Raw genomic sequence first — 18,990 nt, 5'->3', positions numbered from 1 at the left:
CGGGCTTCGCGAAAGGGTCTGCACGACTCGCCGGATCCGCTGCGAGGGTCACAGCAGGCCCGGCGGCGGAACAGCCCCCGCCCGCGCCGGCTCGGTCCGCCGGTACCCTTTCGGGATGACCCAACCCCTTATGCCCGTCGAGCGGCGGCCGGCGAATCAAGGGCCGAAGGTGGCTGCCCGCAATCGGGACGCCCTGATCGCTGCCGCGCGAGAGATCTTCGCGTCCGACGGGCTGGACGCTCCGCTCTCCGCGATCGCGCGGCGCGCGGGGGTCGGGCAAGGCGTCCTGTACCGGCACTTCCCCGACCGGGCGGCCGTGGCGATCGCGGTCCTCGAGGAGAACGTGCGGCAGGTCGAACAGGCCGCCGAGGCCGAGGGCGCGCTCCTCGCCGATGTTCTCGGCGTTCTCACCTGGCACCTGACGGAGTCGGCCGCGTTCCTGAGCCTGCTGCACAGCAACGGGGCCACCGGCCACTCGGACGCGCTCGCGCACGCCCTGGTCCTTTCGGGCCGGGTCGAGTCCGCCCTGCGGCAGCGTCTGCCCGAGAGGCACCGCCTGGGCGCTTCGGACGACCTCATGGTGGCCGTGGCCATGGTGTCCGGCGCCACCAACGGTCCGACCCGCGAGGTGCGGGAACGCCGGGCGAAGGCCGCATGGCGGCTCCTCGGTGTCGAAGTGGGGCCGGTCCGGCCTTTCGAGGGATGAGAGCCGGGGGCCTCAGCCGCCGTTGGACTGCCGGGTGCCCTTACCGAGTGCGTCGAAGGTGTAGAGGTAACCGCCGGCCGGTCCGCTGACGGTCATGTACGCCTTGGTCCCGCCGGGCGTGATCGCCACGTTCGTCGCGGACTCGAGCCCTTCGGCACGGTCGGGGATCTCGACCGTCGCCAGGCGTTCGCCGTGCTTGCTGAACACGGCCATCGCGGCTCGGCCGTGGAGTGCCTGGTAGAGGTTGCCCTCCGCGTCCACGGCGATCGAGTCGGTCTGGGCGATCCCGCCGTCCACGCGGATCGCGGTGTGCCGTGACGTCACCTCTCCCTCTCCGTCGAGGCGGAGGTAGGAGATCCGGTTCTGCGTGAGTTCACTGACCCACAGTCCCTGGTGGTCCGCGTCGAAGGAGATCCCGTTCGTCGCGGCGAGCCCGCCGGCGAGGACGGTGGACTTCTTGCCGTCCCGCTCGATGCGCACCACACGCCCCTGGGCGTCGCCTGCGGAAAGGCTGCGTGAGTCGCTGACGTACAGGTTGCCCTCCTCGTCGAAGGCGATGTCGTCGGGGTTCATCCGCGCTCCGTCGACCTCCCCGGAGAAGAAGGTCTGCGGGTCGCTTCCGTCCGGGGCCAGGCTGACGACCTCGCCGTGGGCGTAGTCGGTCAGGTACAGCCGGCCGTCGTACGGGCTGAACTGCGCCGAGGTGTAGGCCCCTCGGTCGTCCGAGTGGACGGGCTGCGACGTCTTCTTCCTCACGTCGACCCGCATCACCTTCGGCTCTCCCGCTGGTGCGGTGACGTCGACGACGAGCAGTGTGCCGTCCGCGTCGAAGGTCGGGCCTTCGAGCAGGGTCATCCCGGTCTCCTCGTGCACCTCGGTCAGCCGCATGACCTGGTGGGCGCGGATGGTTCTGTCGGCGCGGGCGGCCGGTGCACCGACGGCGGAGCCGCTGGTCTCCGTACCGCACCCGGTGAGGGCCAGTGTGCCGGCGGTGGCGAGTGCCGCGAGGGACCGGACCGCGAGTCGTCGCATGAGGGGATCACTCTTCCTGTCTGCGGGTTTGCCGTCGGGCCACGCCGTTCGCGTGGTCGGGACGGGGAGCGGAGGCGCCCTGCACGCGTGTCGTGGTTCACCCGTGCCGCAACCGGACAACCCTGTCCGGTAGTTGCTACCGTAACGGATGGCCGCCCGATCCGACGCGGCCGACCGATTGGAGTGAGACCCCCCACATGACACCCACTCAGGTGACGGACCCCAACGACCTGTGCGCCCTCAGGCAGCGCTACAGCCTCGAACGTGAAAGGCGGGTACGGCCCGACGGCGCCCGCCAATACCGCCAGACAGAAGCCGAGTTCGGCTATTACGCCGCCGACCCCTACGCGGAGGACGTGGCCGGGCGTGAGCCGCTGCTGGACACCGTGGACGTCGCCGTCGTCGGCGGCGGGTTCGGCGGCATCCTCGCCGGGGCGAGGCTGCGGCAGCAGGGCGTGGAACGCGTGCGGATCGTCGAGAAGGGCGGCGACTTCGGCGGCACCTGGTACTGGAACCGCTATCCGGGCATCCACTGCGACATCGAGTCGCACGTCTACCTGCCGATGCTCGACGAGACCGGCTACGTGCCGGAGTGGAAGTACGCTCCCGGCGAGGAGATCCGCCGCCACGCGGTGCGCATCGCCGAGAAGTACGACCTCTATCCGGAGGCCCTGTTCTCCACCGCGGTCACCTCGCTCACCTGGGACGACGCGTCCGAGACGTGGATCGTGGCCACCGACCGCGGTGACGCCTTCCACGCCACGTACGTCGTCACGTCCACCGGCACCATGTCCGAGCCCAAGCTGCCCGGGATACCCGGCATCGAGACCTTCCGGGGCCACACCTTCCACACGTCACGCTGGGACTACTCCTACACCGGCGGCACCCCGGACGGCGGCATGACCGGCCTCGCCGGCAAGCGTGTGGGCATCGTCGGCACCGGAGCCACCGGTGTCCAGGCCATCCCGATGCTGGCCGAGGACGCCGAGCACGTCTACGTCTTCCAGCGCACCCCCTCCAGCGTCGATGTGCGCGCCAACCGCCGCACCACCGCCGAGGATGTCGGTGCCGACCGGGAGGGCTGGGCGCTCGAGCGGCGTCAGAACTTCCTGCGCATCGTCTCCGGCGAGCCGGCCGACCAGGACCTCGTGGCCGACGGCTGGACCGCCTCGGCCGCTCTCCTCGAAAAGCTCCTGCCCAGCTTCCGTCGGGACGAGCAGGGGCAGTCCTTCGAAGCCGCCTACGAACTCGCCGACGCCGCGAAGATGAACCAACTGCGCGCCCGTGTCGGGCAGACGGTCACCGATCCCGGCACCGCGGAGAAGCTCAAGCCCTGGTACCGCTACGCCTGCAAGCGCCCCACCTTCTCCGACACGTACTACGAGGCGTTCAACCGCAGCAACGTCTCCCTGGTCGACACCGCCGACACGCACGGCATCGAGCGCATCACCGAGCACGGGGCCGTCGTCGGCGACGACACCTACGAGCTCGACTGCCTGATCTTCGCCACGGGATTCTCCGTCGGGGTGTCCGGCATCCTCTCCGGCAAGCTGCCCGTCCACGGCCGGGGCGGCACCCAGCTCCTGCACGCCTGGGCGCAGCAGGGCCCCCGGACTCTGCACGGCTTCACCGGCAACGGCTTCCCGAACCTGATCCACATGGGGTCCCTGCACAACGCGAGCAGCGTCAACTTCACGCACATACTCGACGAGCAGGCCGTCCACGCCGCCGCTCTCGTGGCCGCGGCGGAATCCGGTCGAGCCCTCATCGAACCGTCCCCCGAGGCCGAGGACGCCTGGCTGGAAGTTCTGGCCGAGGACGCCGCGGACCACGAGTGGTTCCACGCAGAGTGCACCCCCGGCTACTACAACCGCGAAGGGCTCGGCCGCCCGAACACCGCGAGCGCCTACCCCCACGGCGCCTTCGCGTTCCACGAACTGCTCGAGCAGTGGCGCGAGGAATCCATCGGCGAGGTGCTGCGGCCCAAGGCCGTCCTCCAGGAAATTCGCGGCCACCTCTGCCCCCTTGCAGCACCGGGGGAGGGCGGTGAGTGAAGCCGGTTCGGACTTCGTCCGGGCCGGGCCGGCGTCAGAGCCGGACGTTCGTGGAAGAGCGAGTCTCTGACGCCTCCGAACTGATCCGCTGCGCCGGGAACAGCCGGCCGGGTCGGCATGGTTGCATCGGTCGAGATACGGGCGCCGTTCGGGCGGAGAACATCTGGATTCCCGGGCCGGTCGCCCCACCAGGACCCGGCTCCGAGATCGCGGTGCTCCAGCCGCGCACTCGGACCAGGACGTATGCATGCAGGAGGATGGTTCATGACCGAGCGGCCGTTGACGCTCATGGCGGTGCACGCGCACCCCGACGACGAGGCCACAGGAACCGGAGGGGTCCTCGCGCGGTATGCGGCGGAAGGCATCCGCACCGTTCTCGTGACGTGTACCGACGGCGGTTGCGGGGACGGCCCGGGGGGTGTCAAGCCGGGGGACCCCGGGCACGATCCGGCGGCCGTCGCCTCGATGCGCCGCCAGGAGCTCGAGGCCAGCTGCGCCGTCCTGAAGATCAGTGACCTGGAGATGCTGGACTATGCCGACTCCGGGATGATGAGCTGGCCCAGCAACGACGCGCCCGGATCCTTCTGGCGGACCCCCGTGGCGGAAGGCGCTGCCCGACTCGCGGAACTCATGAGGCACTACCGGCCCGATGTGGTCGTCACCTATGACGAGAACGGCTTCTACGGCCACCCCGACCACATCCAGGCCAACCGCATCACGACGGCTGCGCTGGAGCTGACGGGGCTGACTCCGAAGGTGTACTGGACGACGATGCCCCGGTCGATGATGCGGCGGTTCGGCGAGACGATGAGCGAGTTCGGGGAGGACATGCCGGAGCCGGATCCTGCGGAAGCCGCCGCGATGGCCGAGATCGGCCTCCCCGACGACGAGATCACCACATGGGTGGACACCACCGCGTTCAGCGGGCAGAAGTTCGACGCGCTCGCCGCGCACGCCAGTCAGGGCGAGAACATCTTCTTCCTCAAGATGGGCAAGGAGAAGTTCGGTGAGCTGATGGGCATGGAGACCTTCGTCCGTGTCAAGGACGCCACCGGCGCGCCCCTGCCGGAGGACGACCTCTTCGCCGGACTGCGCTGATCCTCCGCCTCCGGCCGGGTTCCGGGCGAGCTCAGCGCCCGGAACGCTGCCTCAGCGAGTGGTGGACGTCTGCGGGGAGCGGAGTACGAGCAGGGTGATCTCACTGGGCGCGAAGACGCGGAACGGCGGCCCCCAGAAGCCGGTGCCGCGGCTCGTGTAGAGCAGGGTGCGGGTGCCGTGGCGGCTGAGGCCGGCGAGGGCTGGTTGGTCGAGGCGGACCAGATGATGGAAGGGCCAGATCTGGCCGCCATGGGTGTGGCCGGAGAGCTGGAGGTCGATGCCCTGGGCTGCCGCGCGGTCGATGAACTTGGGCTGGTGGGCGAGGAGGAGCACGGGGAGCTCGGGGTCGGCGCCGTGGAGGGCTCCGGCGAGATGGGCGCGGTGGCCCGCCAGGCCGGAGGACTCGGCGGTGACGTCGTCCACACCGGCGACCACGAGCGTGTCGCCGCCGCGTTCGAGCAGCAGATGCCGGTTGCGCAGCGGTTCCCAGCCCAGCTCGTCCATCAGGTCGACCCAGCCCTGGGCCTCGCTGTAGTACTCGTGGTTGCCGGTGACGTAGACCCGGGCCCGCGTCGCCTGCACGGTGCCCAGCGGGACTGCCTGGGCACGGCGGCGTTCGGCCGTACCGTCCGCGATGTCGCCGGTGTGGCAGACCAGGTCGGCTTCCAGCGTGTTCACCGTCTCGCAGACCCGCGCCGACCAGCGGGCGCGGTCGAGCGGACCGTAGTGGGTGTCCGTGATCAGGACGACTCGGGTGCCGTCCAGCCCGGCGCCCAGACGTGGGAGCGGTACGTCGAGCCGGCGCACGCGTGGCACGCGCCGGGCCTCGGCGTACCCCCAGGCCAGCAGCACGGCGGCTACGCCCAGCACGGCCCAGGTGACGACGCGCGCCCGGCCCTGTCCGTCACCGACACCGGCCACGGCCAGTGCGAGCCGCAGCAGGACACCGAGCAGCACGGACCAGGTGAACAGGACCCAGATGCCGCCCAGGAGCGTGTCACCGACGATCGCCCACGTGTCCTGCTGGCGCCGTCCGTGGCCGCGCACCATCGCGAGCGGCATACCGAGCACGCCGAGGCAGAAGAGGGCGGTGCCGGCCAGCGAGACAGGAAGAGGCCAGTGCTGGCCGGTGTGCAGGAGGACCAGGCACGGCACGGCCCACAGCAGGAGGGGGGCGATCATAGGGATGTAGCGCATCAGGCGTTGCAGTCGGCTCGGTGGCGCCTCGGGCGCTTTACCGGTGGCGGATCTGGTGTCGCTGGTCTCGGTCACGCTTCCCCTCCTGGGGTTCTGTCCGGCGGGCGTGCGGCAGGGACACGGCCAGCACCCGTTGCCGCGGCCGTGTACGACACCCAGGATCGCAGCTGGGAGGCGAAGGGCCGGGTCCAGCGCGAAACCCTGCGGAACGGGGGCCGTTCCGGACCGTCCCTGTGGCCTGTGCACGCGCAGGACGGAACAGGGTCAGTGCTCGCAGAGGGAGAATTCGCGCTCGTAGACCTGCTCGTTGTGCTCGTCCACGAAGAACTTGCGTTCCTGCATGAGTTGTTCGCGATAGCCCTCGGCTTGCTCACGCGTCATCGTCGAGGTCTCGGACCACGGTTGTTGCGGGGGCACGTCGGATGTCGAGACGATGCGCTCCGACGGGTCGACCAGGAAGAACGCCAGGATCTTGCGACAGCCCGGGCGGGTGGGATCCGCGAGGCGGAACGAGCCGACGCGGTGCTGGAGGATGTTCGGGAACGCCAGGCAGCGGCCGGCCGGGGTCGATGCCGATCCCAGCGTCTGGTTCAGCGCGTCCTCGTCCTCCAAGCCGTAGACGTCGCGCAGACCGTTGTCGTCGTTCTGTTCGTAGCTCGGGTCGTCGAGTGCCGCCCGGAAACTCAGCCGGCTCTCCGTGATGTTCTCGCTGTCCCAGTAGTAGATGCCGGTCGAGACGATCCGCTCGTTCAGCATCCCCTCGACATGCCAGGAACCACCGGGGTACTCGGGCTTCTCCGGGGTGAGATGAATGGTGGCGAGCTTGACGATGACCTGGAGGCCGCGGCCTCGTAGATCGACCCGGGCGGATTCGCCGGGCAACTCCGGCGGGGTGAAGGCGGGGGCGTCAGGGACGACGGGGCGACGGTTCTCCCACCAGTCGTCCTGCGCCTCCTCCCACGCCCTCACCGCTTCTGCGTAGGCCTCGTCGTCACTGTAGGCGGACCGGTCCGGATGCTCCGGTTCCGAGTCGTACCACCCGTACGGATCGGCCTCGATCCGCAAGGGCCGCGGATGGCGCAGATCGGTGAGCACGTTCTCCAGCAGGGGACGCATGCGGGCGAACAAGTCCGGCAGGACCGAGGCCAGTTCGTGATGGGTCTCGGGGTGGACGTTGTTGACGTACGACCGGAAGGCGACATCGCCCTCGGCACTGACGTCCACGTCCGTGGGGAGCCACTGGAACCTGTTCGAGAACTCGTATGCCGAGTAGCGGTCCGTCCGGTTCTGCCAAGCCCGCTCGGGCCCACCACTCACGTCTCTCACCAGGCAGAACAGTGAGGGGTGCACCAGATCCAGTACCTGGCCGCCGGATCCGGGGTGCCAGTCCTGTTCGGCTTCCGGGACCTGCTCCAGCACCCGGACGGCTTCGCGCAGCCGGGACCTCAGCGCCTCGTCCATCAGCGTGTCCGACTGCCACACACCGTCGACGGCGGACACCTCGATGCCCGTCCGGGCGTCCCGCAGCGTCGCGTAGTGCACGAGTTCGGCGAGCACATGACTGACCTGCGCCTCGGTGAGGCCCTGGGCGACCGCTTCCTGCGTCCATCTGGCGACGATTTCGGCGTCGTTCATCTTGTCGAACCACCCGGGCTTCGCCCGGATGTGAGCGCTGCACCGCATCATGTGCAGTTCCCGCAGCGTTCGGGGTGGCGCGAACGATATGGAACGGGAGGCATGAAAGGGCAGCGGGAAAGCAGACAGGTCAGACAACTCTTCTGGCCCTTCGAGTCGGTGTGCGGTGGCCGGAAGGATACGTCAGCACACCGACACCGCAGGATCCGGACGAGGTTCTCCCGTCAGGCCTGCTTGATCGCGGAGATGTCGAACTCCAGTACCACCTTGTCCCCGACCAGGACTCCGCCTCCTTCGAGAGCGGCGTTCCACGTCAGGCCGTAGTCCTTGCGGCTGACCGTGATGGCGCCCTCGAAGCCCACCCGCTGGTTGTCGAACGGGTCCCGGGCGGAGCCGGTGTATTCGAAGTCGATACTGATCGGCTTGGTGGTGTCCTTGATCGTCAGATCTCCGGTCAGCCGGAAGTGGCTGTCGTCCACCTGTTCGGACTTGGTGGAGGTGAAGGTGATCGTGGGGTACGTGGGCGCGTCCAGGAAGTCGTTCGTCCGCAGGTGGCCGTCGCGGTCTGCGTTACCGGTGTCGATGCTGTCCGCCTTGATGGAGACGGACGCGCTCGACCTGGACGGGTCGGAACCGTCCAGGAGCAAGGTGCCCTCGAATTCGTGGAACGCCCCCCGGACCTTGGTGATCATCGCGTGCCGGGCCACGAATCCGATCCGGGTGTGCGCGGGATCCAGCACGTACGTGCCGGTCAGATCGGCGAGGGCAGGCGTGGCCATGTGGTGCTCCGTCGGATCGCTCGGAAAGGGGCTCCTCACGCTAGGCCGGAGGGCCACCCACCGGGTGGAGGCCGCGCTTCGTTCGGCCTCCAGGGTCATTCCACTGGACTACGGGAGCCTCACCCGGCGGGCGGAATGCCGCTCGCTCGTGCCCACCGCCCGCACGGGACGCCGTCAGTCGCGAGCGGGCAGCGCCGGCAGTTCTCGGGCGAAGCGGCGGACGGCGTCGGTGAAGGCATCGGGAGCATCGAAGTTCGCCAGATGGCCGGCTCGGGGGATCAGCTCGATGCGGGCCTGCGGATGGGCACGGGCGAAGTCCGCCTCGCCGGAGCGGAAGACGGTGTCCTTCTCGCCGTTCAGGATGAGAACGGGAGCGGTCACATGACGCATCGCGCTCGCGTCGAAGCGGCCCAGCACCTCGCCCCAGGCGGCCGGCAGGGTGTGGAAGGCGTAGCCCGCGAGGATCGTTGCCTCCACCACCTCGGGTGGATGGAGCCGGCGCAGCAACCGGTCGTTCCACCGCGCCAGTCTGGCCGCCGGGACGCGGGGGACGAGCCCGGCGACCCACCGGTACGGCGTTGCCCAGCGGCCCCGCGTCGAGGCACTGGCTCCGGCAAGGACCAGCCCTCGCAACCGCGCGGGGTGTCGCCGGGCGAACTCCAGCGAGGCGTATCCGCCGAGGGAGTGGCCGACGACGAGAGCCGGTCCGCCGGCGAGCGAGTCCACGGCGGCAGCGATGACCTCCGTCGCCGCGTCCAGGCTCCAGGGCTGAGCGGATCGGGCGCCGTGACCCGGCAGTTCGACGGCGGCCACCAGGAAGTCCTTCTGGAGCGCGGCGAGCTGAGGGCTCCACTGGCCCGCGCTGAACCGTGTTCCGTGTACGAGGACGATGGGCGGTGCGCCCGCTGCCGTCATGATCCCCCCGATCACCATGTTCCTCGGGCCGACTCTACCGGCGGGCGCTGCGGCGCCGGTCCTGCCGGTTGTCGTCGCGCCGCTCGGCGCGGTCGGCCCGCGTGGCCCTCCCGGACCGGCGGTGATCGTGCCAGGGACGTACGGGCCCGGGTGGGGAGGCGCACCGCGGAGCCCGCCCGTCACCTGCCCGGGTGGGTACCGCGAACGGCGACCGCACCCGGGCCCGTACGACACCTACGGTGGAGTCATCCTGACGCGCAGGCCCGGCCGTTCAGCTTGAACGCCCCTGGATCCGGTGCCGCCTCCGCGGCCGAGGTGTTGAAGCCGAAGTCGATCGCCCCCCCGGGGGCCAGCGTCCGGTTCCACGACAGCGGCCTGGCGCTGACCGTGCGGCCGGACTGGGTGAACTCCGCGCTCCAGGTGTGGCTCAGTCGCTGGTCGCCGGAGAGCAGCCAGGTCAGCGTCCACGGGGACACCGGCTCCGGCCCGGTGTTCTCGACCCGGACCGTCACCGTCGAGCCGCTGTTCCACGGGTGAGAGGAGTAGGCGACCTTACAGGTACGGGCCGCGCCGGACGGGCCTCCTTCGCCCGCGTCGTCCAGGTAGGAGGCGATGAAGGCCAGCGGCGCGTTCCAGTTGATGGTGATCTCGTTGGTCGACCAGGAGCCGATGTCGTCGACGTAGCACATCGCCGGTGCGCAGCCGCTCAGCTTCTCGGCCGCCACCGGGTCGCCGGACGCGATCGCGGTGAGGTTGGGCCCGCCGGCCACCGAACCGGGGGCCGGGTTCGGCAGTGCGGGATCGTTCTGGTGCGCCCAGAAGCGGTGGTGCTGGTTGTGGGAGTCCCGCTCACCGTAGCCGGTGACGTACGACTGGTTGAGGGGGTTGCGGCCGAGCAGGTAGTCGGTGCCCCGCAGTACCGCGTCCTGGTAGACGGTCTTGTCGGTCAGGTCGTGGGCCGTGGCCAGCACGATCATGTTGTTGAGGACCTGACTGTTGGATCCCCAGACGTAGTCCTCGCCCACGGGGGCGTACGGCAGTCCGTACGCCTGGGTGCGGGACTGCGCGGCGTAGCGGTCGGCGGCCGTGGTGACGACGGAGCGGACCTTGCCGAGCTGGGCCGCCGTCAGGCCGTTCGGCACGGTGGCCAGCGTGAGGACCCCGAGTCCACCGGTGGACCCCCACGAGATTCCGCCGCCCGCCGGGAAGACCGCGTCCGTGTCACCGTGCAGGGCGGAGGACAGCACTGCCTGGCGGTAGGTGTCCTTGCCCGTCGTGGTGAACAGTTCGGCCGCCGCCCAGTAGAACTCGTCCGAGACATCGGTGTCGCTGTAGGCGCCGCCGCCGGTGCCGTCGTTCGGATCGGCGAGCACGTCCGGGTGCTGCTTCGCCGCGGCCCACGCGGTTTCGGCGGCCCGCAGGCAACGGTCCGCGAAGTCCTCGTCGAAGGGGGCGTAGAGCCGGGCGCACTGGGCCGCCGAGGCGGCGAGATTCAGCGTGGCGGCCGTCGACGGGGGGTGCAACTCGCGCTGCTGCGGGTCGAGATGAGGCTTCATCGGCAGCCCGGTCCACTCGGCGTCGTGCATCTTGTGGTGCGCCATGCCGGCCAGCGGTTCGCCGGAGGGGACCTGCATCTTGATCAGGAAGTCCATCTCCCAGCGCGCCTCGTCCAGGATGTCCGGCACTCCGTTGTCCCGTTCGGGCACCCGCAGCGCGCCGTCGCCGAGCTCCGCCGACTCGGCGTCCGGGGCGGTCAGGGTGCGCTCGTACGTGGACATCAGCTGAGCCACCGAGATGCCGCCGTTGACCACGTACTTGCCGTGGTCGCCCGCGTCGTACCAGCCGCCTGACACGTCCAGCCGGTAGTCACAGACCCCTGGCTGGCAGGGGACGTCCGTGTCGCCCTTGTTGGGCGCCACGCCGATGTGGCCGGCCGGGCGCGCGTACTCCTCACCGACGAGGTCCGCCTCGATGGGGGTACCGCTGCGGTTGTGGTAGAAGTACGCCAGCGCGTCGGAGCGCAGCCCGTCGTACAGGTCACCGCGGATCGAGAACGGCTCGCTGGTCTCGCCGTCCACCTCCACGGTGTACCTGTCGCCCGCCGTGGTGAGACCGCCGAAGTCGAAGGTGTGGACCCGCTGACGTGAGCTCGGGTCCTCGCCCTGCGGCACCGTCTTGCCGGTGGCGGCCGTCGAACCGTCCTCGGCCTTCACCGCCCACGTCAGCGGTTCGTCCGTTTCGGTGACCACGGTGCCGTTCTTGGGGCCGTGGGGCAGGTAGCCGACCTGGTTGACCCGCACGGGCGAGCCGGTGTCGGGTACGTACACGGGCGGTTCGGCCCCGCCCCGCAGCGACACGTCGTCCAGACAGAAGGTCGTCGCCCGCTCACCGCCGCCTATCTGCAACTGCACCGACGCGGCCGGCAGGTCGACCGAGGCAGTGAACGTACGCGTCACCTCGGTGACCTCCGTGCCCACCGGGTCCGCGGTGGCGAGCACGGTCGTGTACGGCTCGGCCGCCTGCTGGACCCGGGTCTGGACGGTCAGGGGGACGGCGGAACTGGCCGTGTAGGACAGCTCATAGCTCTCGCCCGCGACGATCGGGACGTCGTTCTGGCCGATGATGACGTCCCAGGCGTTCGCCGTACCCGCGGGCACCTCCGCACACAGTCGGCCGTCCGACACTGCCGACGGGGCGTTCGCCGTCCACCACCAGGGGGCGGTGCCGGCGGCGAAGTCGCCGTTGGAGATCTGCTCGGGGCCGGGTTCGGCTTCCAGCGCACCGGCCGTCCCGGGCACCGCCAGGGCCGCCGCGAACAGTAAGGCTGCGGCCGACATCCCGAACACGCGTTGCCCGTACCGGGGGCGGATGCGCACGGGCCGTGCGGAAAGTGGTGAGGCGTTCACCGAAAGGCCTTTCGTCGACAGAGGCAAGGGGCGTGGGGAGCCATGGACGTGCGGGACATGGGGGATCCATGTCCCGCACGATGGGAGCGCTCCCATCGGCATTGTGCGGGTAGAGCGCGTGGTCCGCCAGGGTCATGACAGTCTTGGGTTCCGAAAAGGCGGCAACGCGTGGCGGGCTCCGGCCCGCTCGGCACGGAGAGCGGCCCCGGAGGATCCCTGGTCGTCACCCGCTTTGCTCCGCCGCACCGCCCTGCGACTAGTTTGTGTGCAGGACAGGTATGCAGGCCCGTGGCGGCAGAGGTGCCCGGGGAACGGAAGGTCGGGAAGAGTGTCGCTGCGCGCAGGTGATCCAGCCGAGATCGGCGGCTATCCGCTCGAGGCGCGGCTCGGCTCGGGTGGCATGGGCACGGTCTTTCTGGCCCGTACGAGTTCGGGGCGGCCTGTCGCGGTCAAGCTGATCCACCAGCATTTCGCGGGGGACGACGAGTTCCGCATCCGTTTCCGGCAGGAGGTGGCGGCGGCGAGGCGGGTGAGTGGTGCTTTCACCGCCGCCGTGGTCGACGCCGCCCCTGAGGCGGAACAGCCCTGGATGGCCACGGCCTACATCGAAGGGCCCACGCTCAGCCAGCGCATCGCCGCGCAGGGCCCCCTGGACGGGGCGGAGTTGCGCAAGCTCGCGATCGGGCTCGCGGAGGCCCTGCGCGACATCCACCGCGTCGGGGTCGTCCACCGTGACCTGAAGCCCTCCAACGTCGTGCTCTCGCCGGAGGGTCCGCGTGTCATCGACTTCGGCATCTCGCGCGCCGTGGACCAGCAGACGCTGACCATGACGGGGCGGGTCATCGGTACGCCACCCTTCATGTCGCCTGAGCAGCTGCAGGCGCCCCGTGGCGTCGGACCGCGCTCCGACGTCTTCTCGCTGGGGACGCTGCTGGTGTACTCGGCTACGGGCCACGGGCCGTTCGACGCGGACAGCCCTTACATGACCGCCTATCAGGTCGTGCACGAGGAACCGACCTTGGGTGCCGTGCCGGTGGCGTTGCGCGAGGTCGTCGAGGCGTGCCTGGCCAAGGAGCCCGAGGGACGCCCGTCGGCGGACGAACTCCTCGTGCTGCTGCGGGACCTGCCGGCCGACCTCGGTGGGCCCGGTGCGGACGGCGCCGGCGCCGGACGCACCCGCGACACGGTCACCCAGCACGATCCCGCGAGGCCGGCCACCCCCGCGCCCGGCGAACCGGCCGGTTCCGGTACGGGGGATGCGCGCGCCCCCATCGGCCGTCGTCTGCGGCGCCGGTGGCGCCCTGTGCTGGCGGCCGCGGTCGCGGTGGCTGCGATCGGCGGAGGAGTCACCGCGCTGCAGGCGGGCGGCTTCGGGGGTGACAGCGGTGGCGACAAGGGCGACAGCGTCGTCGCGACGCCGGGCCCGGCACTCCCGGACGGTTTCCGGCCGTGGCGCACGACCGTGCTGGGCGGGCGCGAGGACATCCCCGACGAACTGCGCTGCGTCACGCACGGGGACGCGCTGTTCTGCGGGGGCGGGGGTGTCGTCGCGGCACGCATCAGGGCCGGGGACGGATCGCGGGTCTGGACGGCGAAGAGCCCCGGCGTCCCCGTCCAGGGCATGCACCTGGTGGGCGCCACCGACGACACGGTGCTCGGTTACCGCTTCGCCGCGGAGGACGCCCCGCAGGACCCTCCCAGCGAGGTGGTGGCGCTCGACGCGGACACCGGCCGGGAGCTGTGGTCCGTGCCGTCCGGCGCCCAGTCGACGGCCGTCACGGGCCGCACCCGGGACGCCGTGGTGGCCGGCTCCTCCGTCGTGACGGTCGACGCGTCCAACTCCCGCTTCGAGGCACGGGACGCGCACAGCGGCGACGTCGTCTGGACGGCGTCGTTCCCCACGGGTACGCGATGCGCGCCCGTGCCGGTGGGGGACCGGCTCGCCGCGATGTGCGCGACGGACGCGGAGATGGATGCCCTGGAGGTGGCCGGCCCCGTCCTGTACATGATCGACAGCACCTCGGGCGCCCTGGGCAGGCCCATCGCGGTCGACGGCCCCGCCGTGCCGATGGGTGTCGCCGACGGCAGGCTCGTGCTCCTCCAGGAGTACAGGGAGGGACCGGCGCTGGCCGGCTACGACGGCGTGGCGCGGGTCGACCCCTCCTCGCGGAAGGTCACGTACTCCCGGCTGACCGAGACCTACGCGGGGACGCCGGGCATGGTGGACGGCACCGTCTACGTGAGCGGGCAGACCGGCCTCGTCACGGCGCTCGACCCCGTCACGGGCAGGAAGAAGTGGTCGCGTCAGACGAGCGTGGAGGGCGCCTCGGGTCCTGTCGCGGGAGCGGGCGCGCTGTACTTCAGTTCGGCCTCAGGCCGGGTGGTCGCGCTGTCGCCGGACGACGGCGCGCTCCTGTGGGCCACGGACCCGCAGGCCGACGGGCTGACGGGTGAGCAGGGGGCCGGCCCGCGCGTGACCGTCGCGGGGCGTGCCCTGATCGTGGCCGCGGCCGAGAACACCCTGTTCGCCTTCGACGCACGGAAGCCGCCGCAGTCATGACCCACCTCGCACACATGGCCTGGCCACCCGCCCCGATCCGGACCGAGCGGCTCGTGCTCCGTCCGTCCGAAGCCCGCGACCGCCCGGCGTTCGTCGAGCTGTTCGCGTCGCCGGAGGTGCACACCTACCTGGGTGGCCCTCGGCCGCGCGAGGAGCTCGAACGTGCGATGCCTGACGTACCTGGGCGCCGCCCCGGTGTCTTCGTCATCGATGCCGATGGTGCGATGATCGGCACCGTCTCGATCGACCGGAGTGATGCCGGGCGTCCGGGGGAGGCCCCTTCCGGCGCCGGGGCGGCCGAGCTCGGTTACATGATCCTGCCGGAGGCGTGGGGATGTGGGTACGCCGCCGAGGCGTGTGCAGCGGTACTCGACTGGTTCGCCCAGGAGTCCCCCGGGGAGCCCGTCGTGCTCCGCACCCGGACCGCCAATCGCCGCGCGATGCGTCTCGCGGAGCGGCTGGGGTTCACCGAGGTGGAGCGGTTCGAGGAGTACGGCGCCGAGCAGTGGCTCGGCGTGCGGGCTCCGGCCGCGCCGTCCGGCTGATCTCGCACACGGGCCGTAGGGACCGGCGTACCCGCATGCAGGGAGTGCGTGCCCCGTCCTGTGCGACGTTCCCACGGTGACGGGAAGCGGGCCCGGGCTGCTGGTGCCGGAGGTCCGGCCGAACTCACTGGCGCTGCCGGCCTTGGCTGCGGCAGGGTCAGGGCGTGAACGCAGTGCAGGCCGGCCTCGCCGCCAACCCGTCCCTCCCGCCGGAACTCATCGGCCGGTTGATCGAAGCGGCCGACGACGAGATCGCCTGGGAGCTCGCGCACCGCTCCGACCTCGCCCCGGCCCAGGTGTCCGCCCTGGTCGCACGGTTTCCCGAGACGGCCGTCCTCCTGGCCCACGAGGGGACGCTGACCGTGGAACAGGTCGATCCTGCCCTGCTGCCTGAGGCGGCGCTGGCCCTCCTCGACGCAGGCGTGGGGCCGGGGGAGTGGGCGCGGCGTTTCGCCGGGGACGCGGACGTGCGGCGCCGGGTGAGACTGGCGGCCTGCCCCGGGCTGCCGCCCGACGTGGTGGATACGCTCGTCGAGGACCCGGACGTCGAAGTCGTCGTGGAGCTCGCCCTGTGGGCTCCGGCCGACGTGACGGTCCGGCTCGCCCGGCATCCGCACGCCGACGTCCGCTCCGCCGTGGCGGACAACGAGGCGACACCCGCGGAGGTCCTGGAGGCACTGCTCACCGGGCAGGGACTGCCACCGGCGCTGCACTGCTCGGTCTGCGACCGGGAGCCGATCCCGTTCGTCCACCCGCCCGCATGCCCGCGTACCGACTGCGAACTGCTGCCGGGCGCGGCGTGTGACGGGACCCATGGGTCGACGGTGCTCCGGATGCGGGAGAGGGCACTGCGGAATCCGGCCGTACCGGTGGCCGCGGCCGTACGGTTCGCCGGTGATCCCGTGTGGTGGATACGCGCGCGTGTCGCCGAGCGGCCGGGGCTTCCCCCGGAGGTCTGCCGGCTCCTGGCCGAGGACCCGTCCCCCGGCGTCCGCTCGGCCCTCTCCAGGAACCCCACGATCGGCGAGGAGGTCATGCGTACGCTCGCAGCCGACATCGACCCCTCAGTACGCCGGGAACTCGCGCACCACCCCCACCTGCCACAGGAGTTGCTCGGCGGACTGGCGAGCCGCATCAAGGTGGGCACCGCCCTGCTGCCGTGCATCGCCCGTGCGTCGGTCCAGGACGTCGCACGGCTGGCCGCCTCCCCGGATCCGGCGGTCAGGATGCTCGTGGCGGCACGCCGCGACCTCCCGTCGGGCGTACGCGACATGCTGGCCGGCGACCGCGACGCCAAGGTGCTCAAGAACATCGCCCCGCACCCCGGCCTGACCGAGACACAGCTGCGCACCTTGGTGGAACGGCACGGTGTGCGGGTCGCGGCCCAGGTGGCAGCCAACCCCGGCGCCCCGCCCGGGCTGCTGGCGGACCTCGCCACGCAACTGCCCCCCGGCCGGAGGGCGCTGCGTGTCATCGCGCAGCATCCCGCGGCACCGGCCGGGGCCCTGGAAGCCTGCCTCGGCGACCAGCGGGCCCGCGTCGTGGCCGCCCGTCACCCCCATCTGCCCGTAAGGTCGATCGTCGGGCTCCTCGCCGACGACGACCAGGAGGTGGTGGAGGCCGCTGCGGCCAACCCGGCACTTCCGGTGGAGGAGATGGCGAAGCGTCTGCCGTGAAACCCCGCCGACCGGCGGGGTTTCGCCGGAGCGAGGAAGACACCAGGTTGCGTGATCATGGACGCCGTCGACCTCGACCATGGACCGCGACCACCGACCTCGTCCACGGGCACCGCACCCACGACGGCTGACGCGCGATGGACCGGCCCGGCGAGCATGCTCGGCATGCGTACGCCTCGGATGCGTGATGTGCACGGTGCCGACGGGTCCGGCCACCGCGTTCGGTGGCAGGACCCGGCGAAGAACCCCAGGCATGTGCTCCGCGGTCGGGCACGGGGGCGTGATCGTGCTCCCCGGACGGGCGCGGGGGGCGTGATCGTGCTCCCCGGACGGGCGCGGGGGGCGTGATCGTGCTACCCGGCCTCCACCGCGGCCAGTACCTCTGCGCGGGAGGGGCCCGGCCACGTCCAGTCGGGTCCGCCGTTCAGGACGAGTGCCTGTTCGACCAGGCCGGGGGCTGCGAAAGCGTTCTCCGGGGTGTCCAGCATGCAAGCCACCTCGGTCATGGCCCGCAGGACGTCCGGGTCGGAGAGCTTCACACCGTCCAGCGCGTTGGTGAGATTCCAGCCCGGGTCGTCCGTCTCGTAGCGGCGTCCGGCGACGGCGGCGTCGATCTCGGCCAGCCGGTGCCGGTCCCACTCACGCAGCCGTCCGTAGACGGGTGTGAGCGTCTGTTCGGTCACCTCGTCGAAGCGCAGCGCCAGTTCGACGGTGTCCGACAGCCCGGTCTTGGCGACCACGTCGCCGAGTGCGGCGGCGTGGAACAGCCCCATCGACAGGCCGAGTCCGAACTGCGGGTCGGTGGAGGCCCAGGCGTCGCCGACGTGGACCAGCCCGGTCACCACCGGCTGTCCCTCCACCACCGTTCGCTGGATGCGGCTGTGCAGGCCGGCCATGGCCTGGATCCCGGTGATCGGTTCGCCCTCGATCCGGCCCTCCAGTTCCGGGATCACTCGTGCCGCCCGCTCCCATGCTGCGGGCTCACGCAGGGCTTTGAAAGCCTGGTCGCGGCTGGAGACGACCAGGCACACGGACCACGTGTCGTGGTCGGCGGGGATCACGATGGTGGAGACGCCCTCATGGTGGACGAGGGGCCAGTCGGGCTGGGCGGGCGCGCCACCGGGGGCCCGGAAGGTCCGCGCGTAGTAGACGAAGCCGGCCTCGGCCCGTTCGCCGGCGGGCGGCGGCCCCCCGAGCCGGGCGAGGAGCGCGGACACAGGGGAGTTCCGGCCGCCTGCGTCCACCACCAGCGCGGCGCGTGACTCCTCGCCGTCCTGGGTCACCACCCCGGTCACCCGGGGGCGCCCTTCGAGCTCTTCGGCCCCGGTGAGCAGGCCGGTCACCTCGGTGCTCCGGAGGACCTCCAGCCCCGGCGTGGCCGCGGCGGCCGTGGCGAACGCCGCTTCCAGGACGGGCCGGCGCGCGGTGAGCGTGTCATAGCGTTCGTCACCGTCCCGTGTCCCGCCCATGCCCGGCAACTCCCGTACGGGACCGGCTATGTTGAGCCGCAGCGGACCCGCCCCCTCCAGCGCCTCGACGACCTGCGGCAGCCGTGACCGCAGCAGCGCCGCCCCTGCGGGCAGCAGGATGTGCGGCTGGCGGAACTGCGTCACGCCTGGCCTGGGCCACTGCTCCCACGCGCGGTCGGCGAGGTCCGGGCCCTCCCCGACGGTGTCCGCGTCACGCTCCAGCACGGTGACACGCAGTCCCTGCCCGGCCAGCGACAGCGCCGTCGCCAGTCCGACGGGTCCCGCGCCGATCACGATCACGTCTTGTTCCGGTCGTCCCGGCATTCGAAGCCTCCTTGAACCTCAGTCCGTCGGAGGCCACGTTGGCGTCGACCGCTGCTCAGTCACCAGTCCGTTCGGTGCTCACCTGCTGTCCGTT

13 protein-coding genes are annotated in these 18,990 nt (G+C 71.1%); 6 read left to right on the top strand and 7 right to left on the bottom strand.

Annotation, left to right across the window (positions count from 1 at the left end; all coding sequences use genetic code 11):
- Positions 1-115: 115 nt before the first annotated feature.
- Positions 116-706 (top strand): helix-turn-helix domain-containing protein, encoded by a 591-nt coding sequence (locus ABZY45_RS27205; protein WP_356743908.1) that lies wholly within the window; start codon positions 116-118, stop codon positions 704-706.
- A 12-nt stretch (positions 707-718) separates the two neighbouring features.
- On the opposite strand, the gene ABZY45_RS27200 is transcribed toward ABZY45_RS27205, so the two are convergent.
- Complete coding sequence (locus ABZY45_RS27200; RefSeq protein ID WP_356743906.1) at positions 719-1,738, bottom strand: SMP-30/gluconolactonase/LRE family protein; 1,020 nt, start codon at positions 1,736-1,738, stop codon at positions 719-721.
- A gap of 197 nt (positions 1,739-1,935) precedes the next feature.
- Between ABZY45_RS27200 and ABZY45_RS27195 the strand changes: the two genes are divergently transcribed.
- Entirely contained in the window at positions 1,936-3,792 is a 1,857-nt protein-coding gene (locus tag ABZY45_RS27195) for an NAD(P)/FAD-dependent oxidoreductase (RefSeq protein ID WP_356743904.1), read from the top strand.
- Positions 3,793-4,056: 264 nt separating this feature from the next.
- A complete protein-coding gene (locus tag ABZY45_RS27190; RefSeq protein WP_356743902.1) occupies positions 4,057-4,890 on the top strand; it encodes a PIG-L family deacetylase in 834 nt (277 codons plus the stop codon).
- A gap of 51 nt (positions 4,891-4,941) precedes the next feature.
- Here ABZY45_RS27190 and ABZY45_RS27185 read toward each other — a convergent pair whose 3' ends face one another.
- The 5 genes from ABZY45_RS27185 to ABZY45_RS27165 all read right to left on the bottom strand — a co-directional run bounded on the left by ABZY45_RS27185 (position 4,942) and on the right by ABZY45_RS27165 (position 12,253).
- Positions 4,942-6,162, bottom strand: coding sequence for a metallophosphoesterase (locus ABZY45_RS27185; RefSeq protein ID WP_356743900.1), 1,221 nt, complete (start codon positions 6,160-6,162; stop codon positions 4,942-4,944).
- A gap of 189 nt (positions 6,163-6,351) precedes the next feature.
- On the bottom strand, positions 6,352-7,860 hold the full coding sequence (locus tag ABZY45_RS27180) for a DUF4246 domain-containing protein (RefSeq protein ID WP_356743898.1): 1,509 nt from the start codon (positions 7,858-7,860) through the stop codon (positions 6,352-6,354).
- A gap of 86 nt (positions 7,861-7,946) precedes the next feature.
- Complete coding sequence (locus ABZY45_RS27175; protein ID WP_356743896.1) at positions 7,947-8,501, bottom strand: YceI family protein; 555 nt, start codon at positions 8,499-8,501, stop codon at positions 7,947-7,949.
- Between the two features lie 174 nt (positions 8,502-8,675).
- The gene (locus tag ABZY45_RS27170) at positions 8,676-9,434 is read right to left on the bottom strand and encodes an alpha/beta hydrolase (protein ID WP_356743894.1); all 759 of its coding nucleotides are present in this window, start codon (positions 9,432-9,434) and stop codon (positions 8,676-8,678) included.
- A 227-nt stretch (positions 9,435-9,661) separates the two neighbouring features.
- The gene (locus ABZY45_RS27165) at positions 9,662-12,253 is read right to left on the bottom strand and encodes a glycoside hydrolase family 9 protein (protein WP_356743892.1); all 2,592 of its coding nucleotides are present in this window, start codon (positions 12,251-12,253) and stop codon (positions 9,662-9,664) included.
- Positions 12,254-12,650: 397 nt separating this feature from the next.
- Between ABZY45_RS27165 and ABZY45_RS27160 the strand changes: the two genes are divergently transcribed.
- From ABZY45_RS27160 to ABZY45_RS27150, 3 genes are all read left to right on the top strand, one after another.
- Entirely contained in the window at positions 12,651-14,882 is a 2,232-nt protein-coding gene (locus ABZY45_RS27160; protein WP_356743890.1) for a protein kinase, read from the top strand.
- Positions 14,879-15,427 carry a GNAT family N-acetyltransferase gene (locus ABZY45_RS27155; RefSeq protein WP_356743888.1) on the top strand — a complete coding sequence of 183 codons (549 nt, stop codon included), beginning with the start codon at positions 14,879-14,881 and terminating at the stop codon, positions 15,425-15,427. Before ABZY45_RS27160 ends, ABZY45_RS27155 begins: the two co-directional genes overlap by 4 nt.
- A 164-nt stretch (positions 15,428-15,591) precedes the next feature.
- A complete protein-coding gene (locus tag ABZY45_RS27150) occupies positions 15,592-17,103 on the top strand; it encodes a hypothetical protein (protein WP_356743886.1) in 1,512 nt (503 codons plus the stop codon).
- 353 nt (positions 17,104-17,456) lie between these two features.
- Here ABZY45_RS27150 and ABZY45_RS27145 read toward each other — a convergent pair whose 3' ends face one another.
- A complete protein-coding gene (locus tag ABZY45_RS27145) occupies positions 17,457-18,896 on the bottom strand; it encodes an FAD-dependent oxidoreductase (protein WP_356743884.1) in 1,440 nt (479 codons plus the stop codon).
- Positions 18,897-18,990 lie beyond the last annotated feature (94 nt).

The sequence above is a fragment of the Streptomyces sp. NPDC006516 genome, from assembly GCF_040611875.1.
Classification (GTDB): domain Bacteria; phylum Actinomycetota; class Actinomycetes; order Streptomycetales; family Streptomycetaceae; genus Streptomyces.
This window is presented reverse-complemented; position numbering and strand designations above follow the sequence as displayed.

Coding starts and splice junctions, on each gene's coding strand:
- ABZY45_RS27205 (WP_356743908.1), top strand. CDS start 116: ATGACCCAACCCCTTATGCCCGTCGAGCGGCGGCCGGCGAATCAAGGG.
- ABZY45_RS27200 (WP_356743906.1), bottom strand. CDS start 1,738: ATGCGACGACTCGCGGTCCGGTCCCTCGCGGCACTCGCCACCGCCGGC.
- ABZY45_RS27195 (WP_356743904.1), top strand. CDS start 1,936: ATGACACCCACTCAGGTGACGGACCCCAACGACCTGTGCGCCCTCAGG.
- ABZY45_RS27190 (WP_356743902.1), top strand. CDS start 4,057: ATGACCGAGCGGCCGTTGACGCTCATGGCGGTGCACGCGCACCCCGAC.
- ABZY45_RS27175 (WP_356743896.1), bottom strand. CDS start 8,501: ATGGCCACGCCTGCCCTCGCCGATCTGACCGGCACGTACGTGCTGGAT.
- ABZY45_RS27170 (WP_356743894.1), bottom strand. CDS start 9,434: ATGGTGATCGGGGGGATCATGACGGCAGCGGGCGCACCGCCCATCGTC.
- ABZY45_RS27165 (WP_356743892.1), bottom strand. CDS start 12,253: ATGTCGGCCGCAGCCTTACTGTTCGCGGCGGCCCTGGCGGTGCCCGGG.
- ABZY45_RS27155 (WP_356743888.1), top strand. CDS start 14,879: ATGACCCACCTCGCACACATGGCCTGGCCACCCGCCCCGATCCGGACC.
- ABZY45_RS27145 (WP_356743884.1), bottom strand. CDS start 18,896: ATGCCGGGACGACCGGAACAAGACGTGATCGTGATCGGCGCGGGACCC.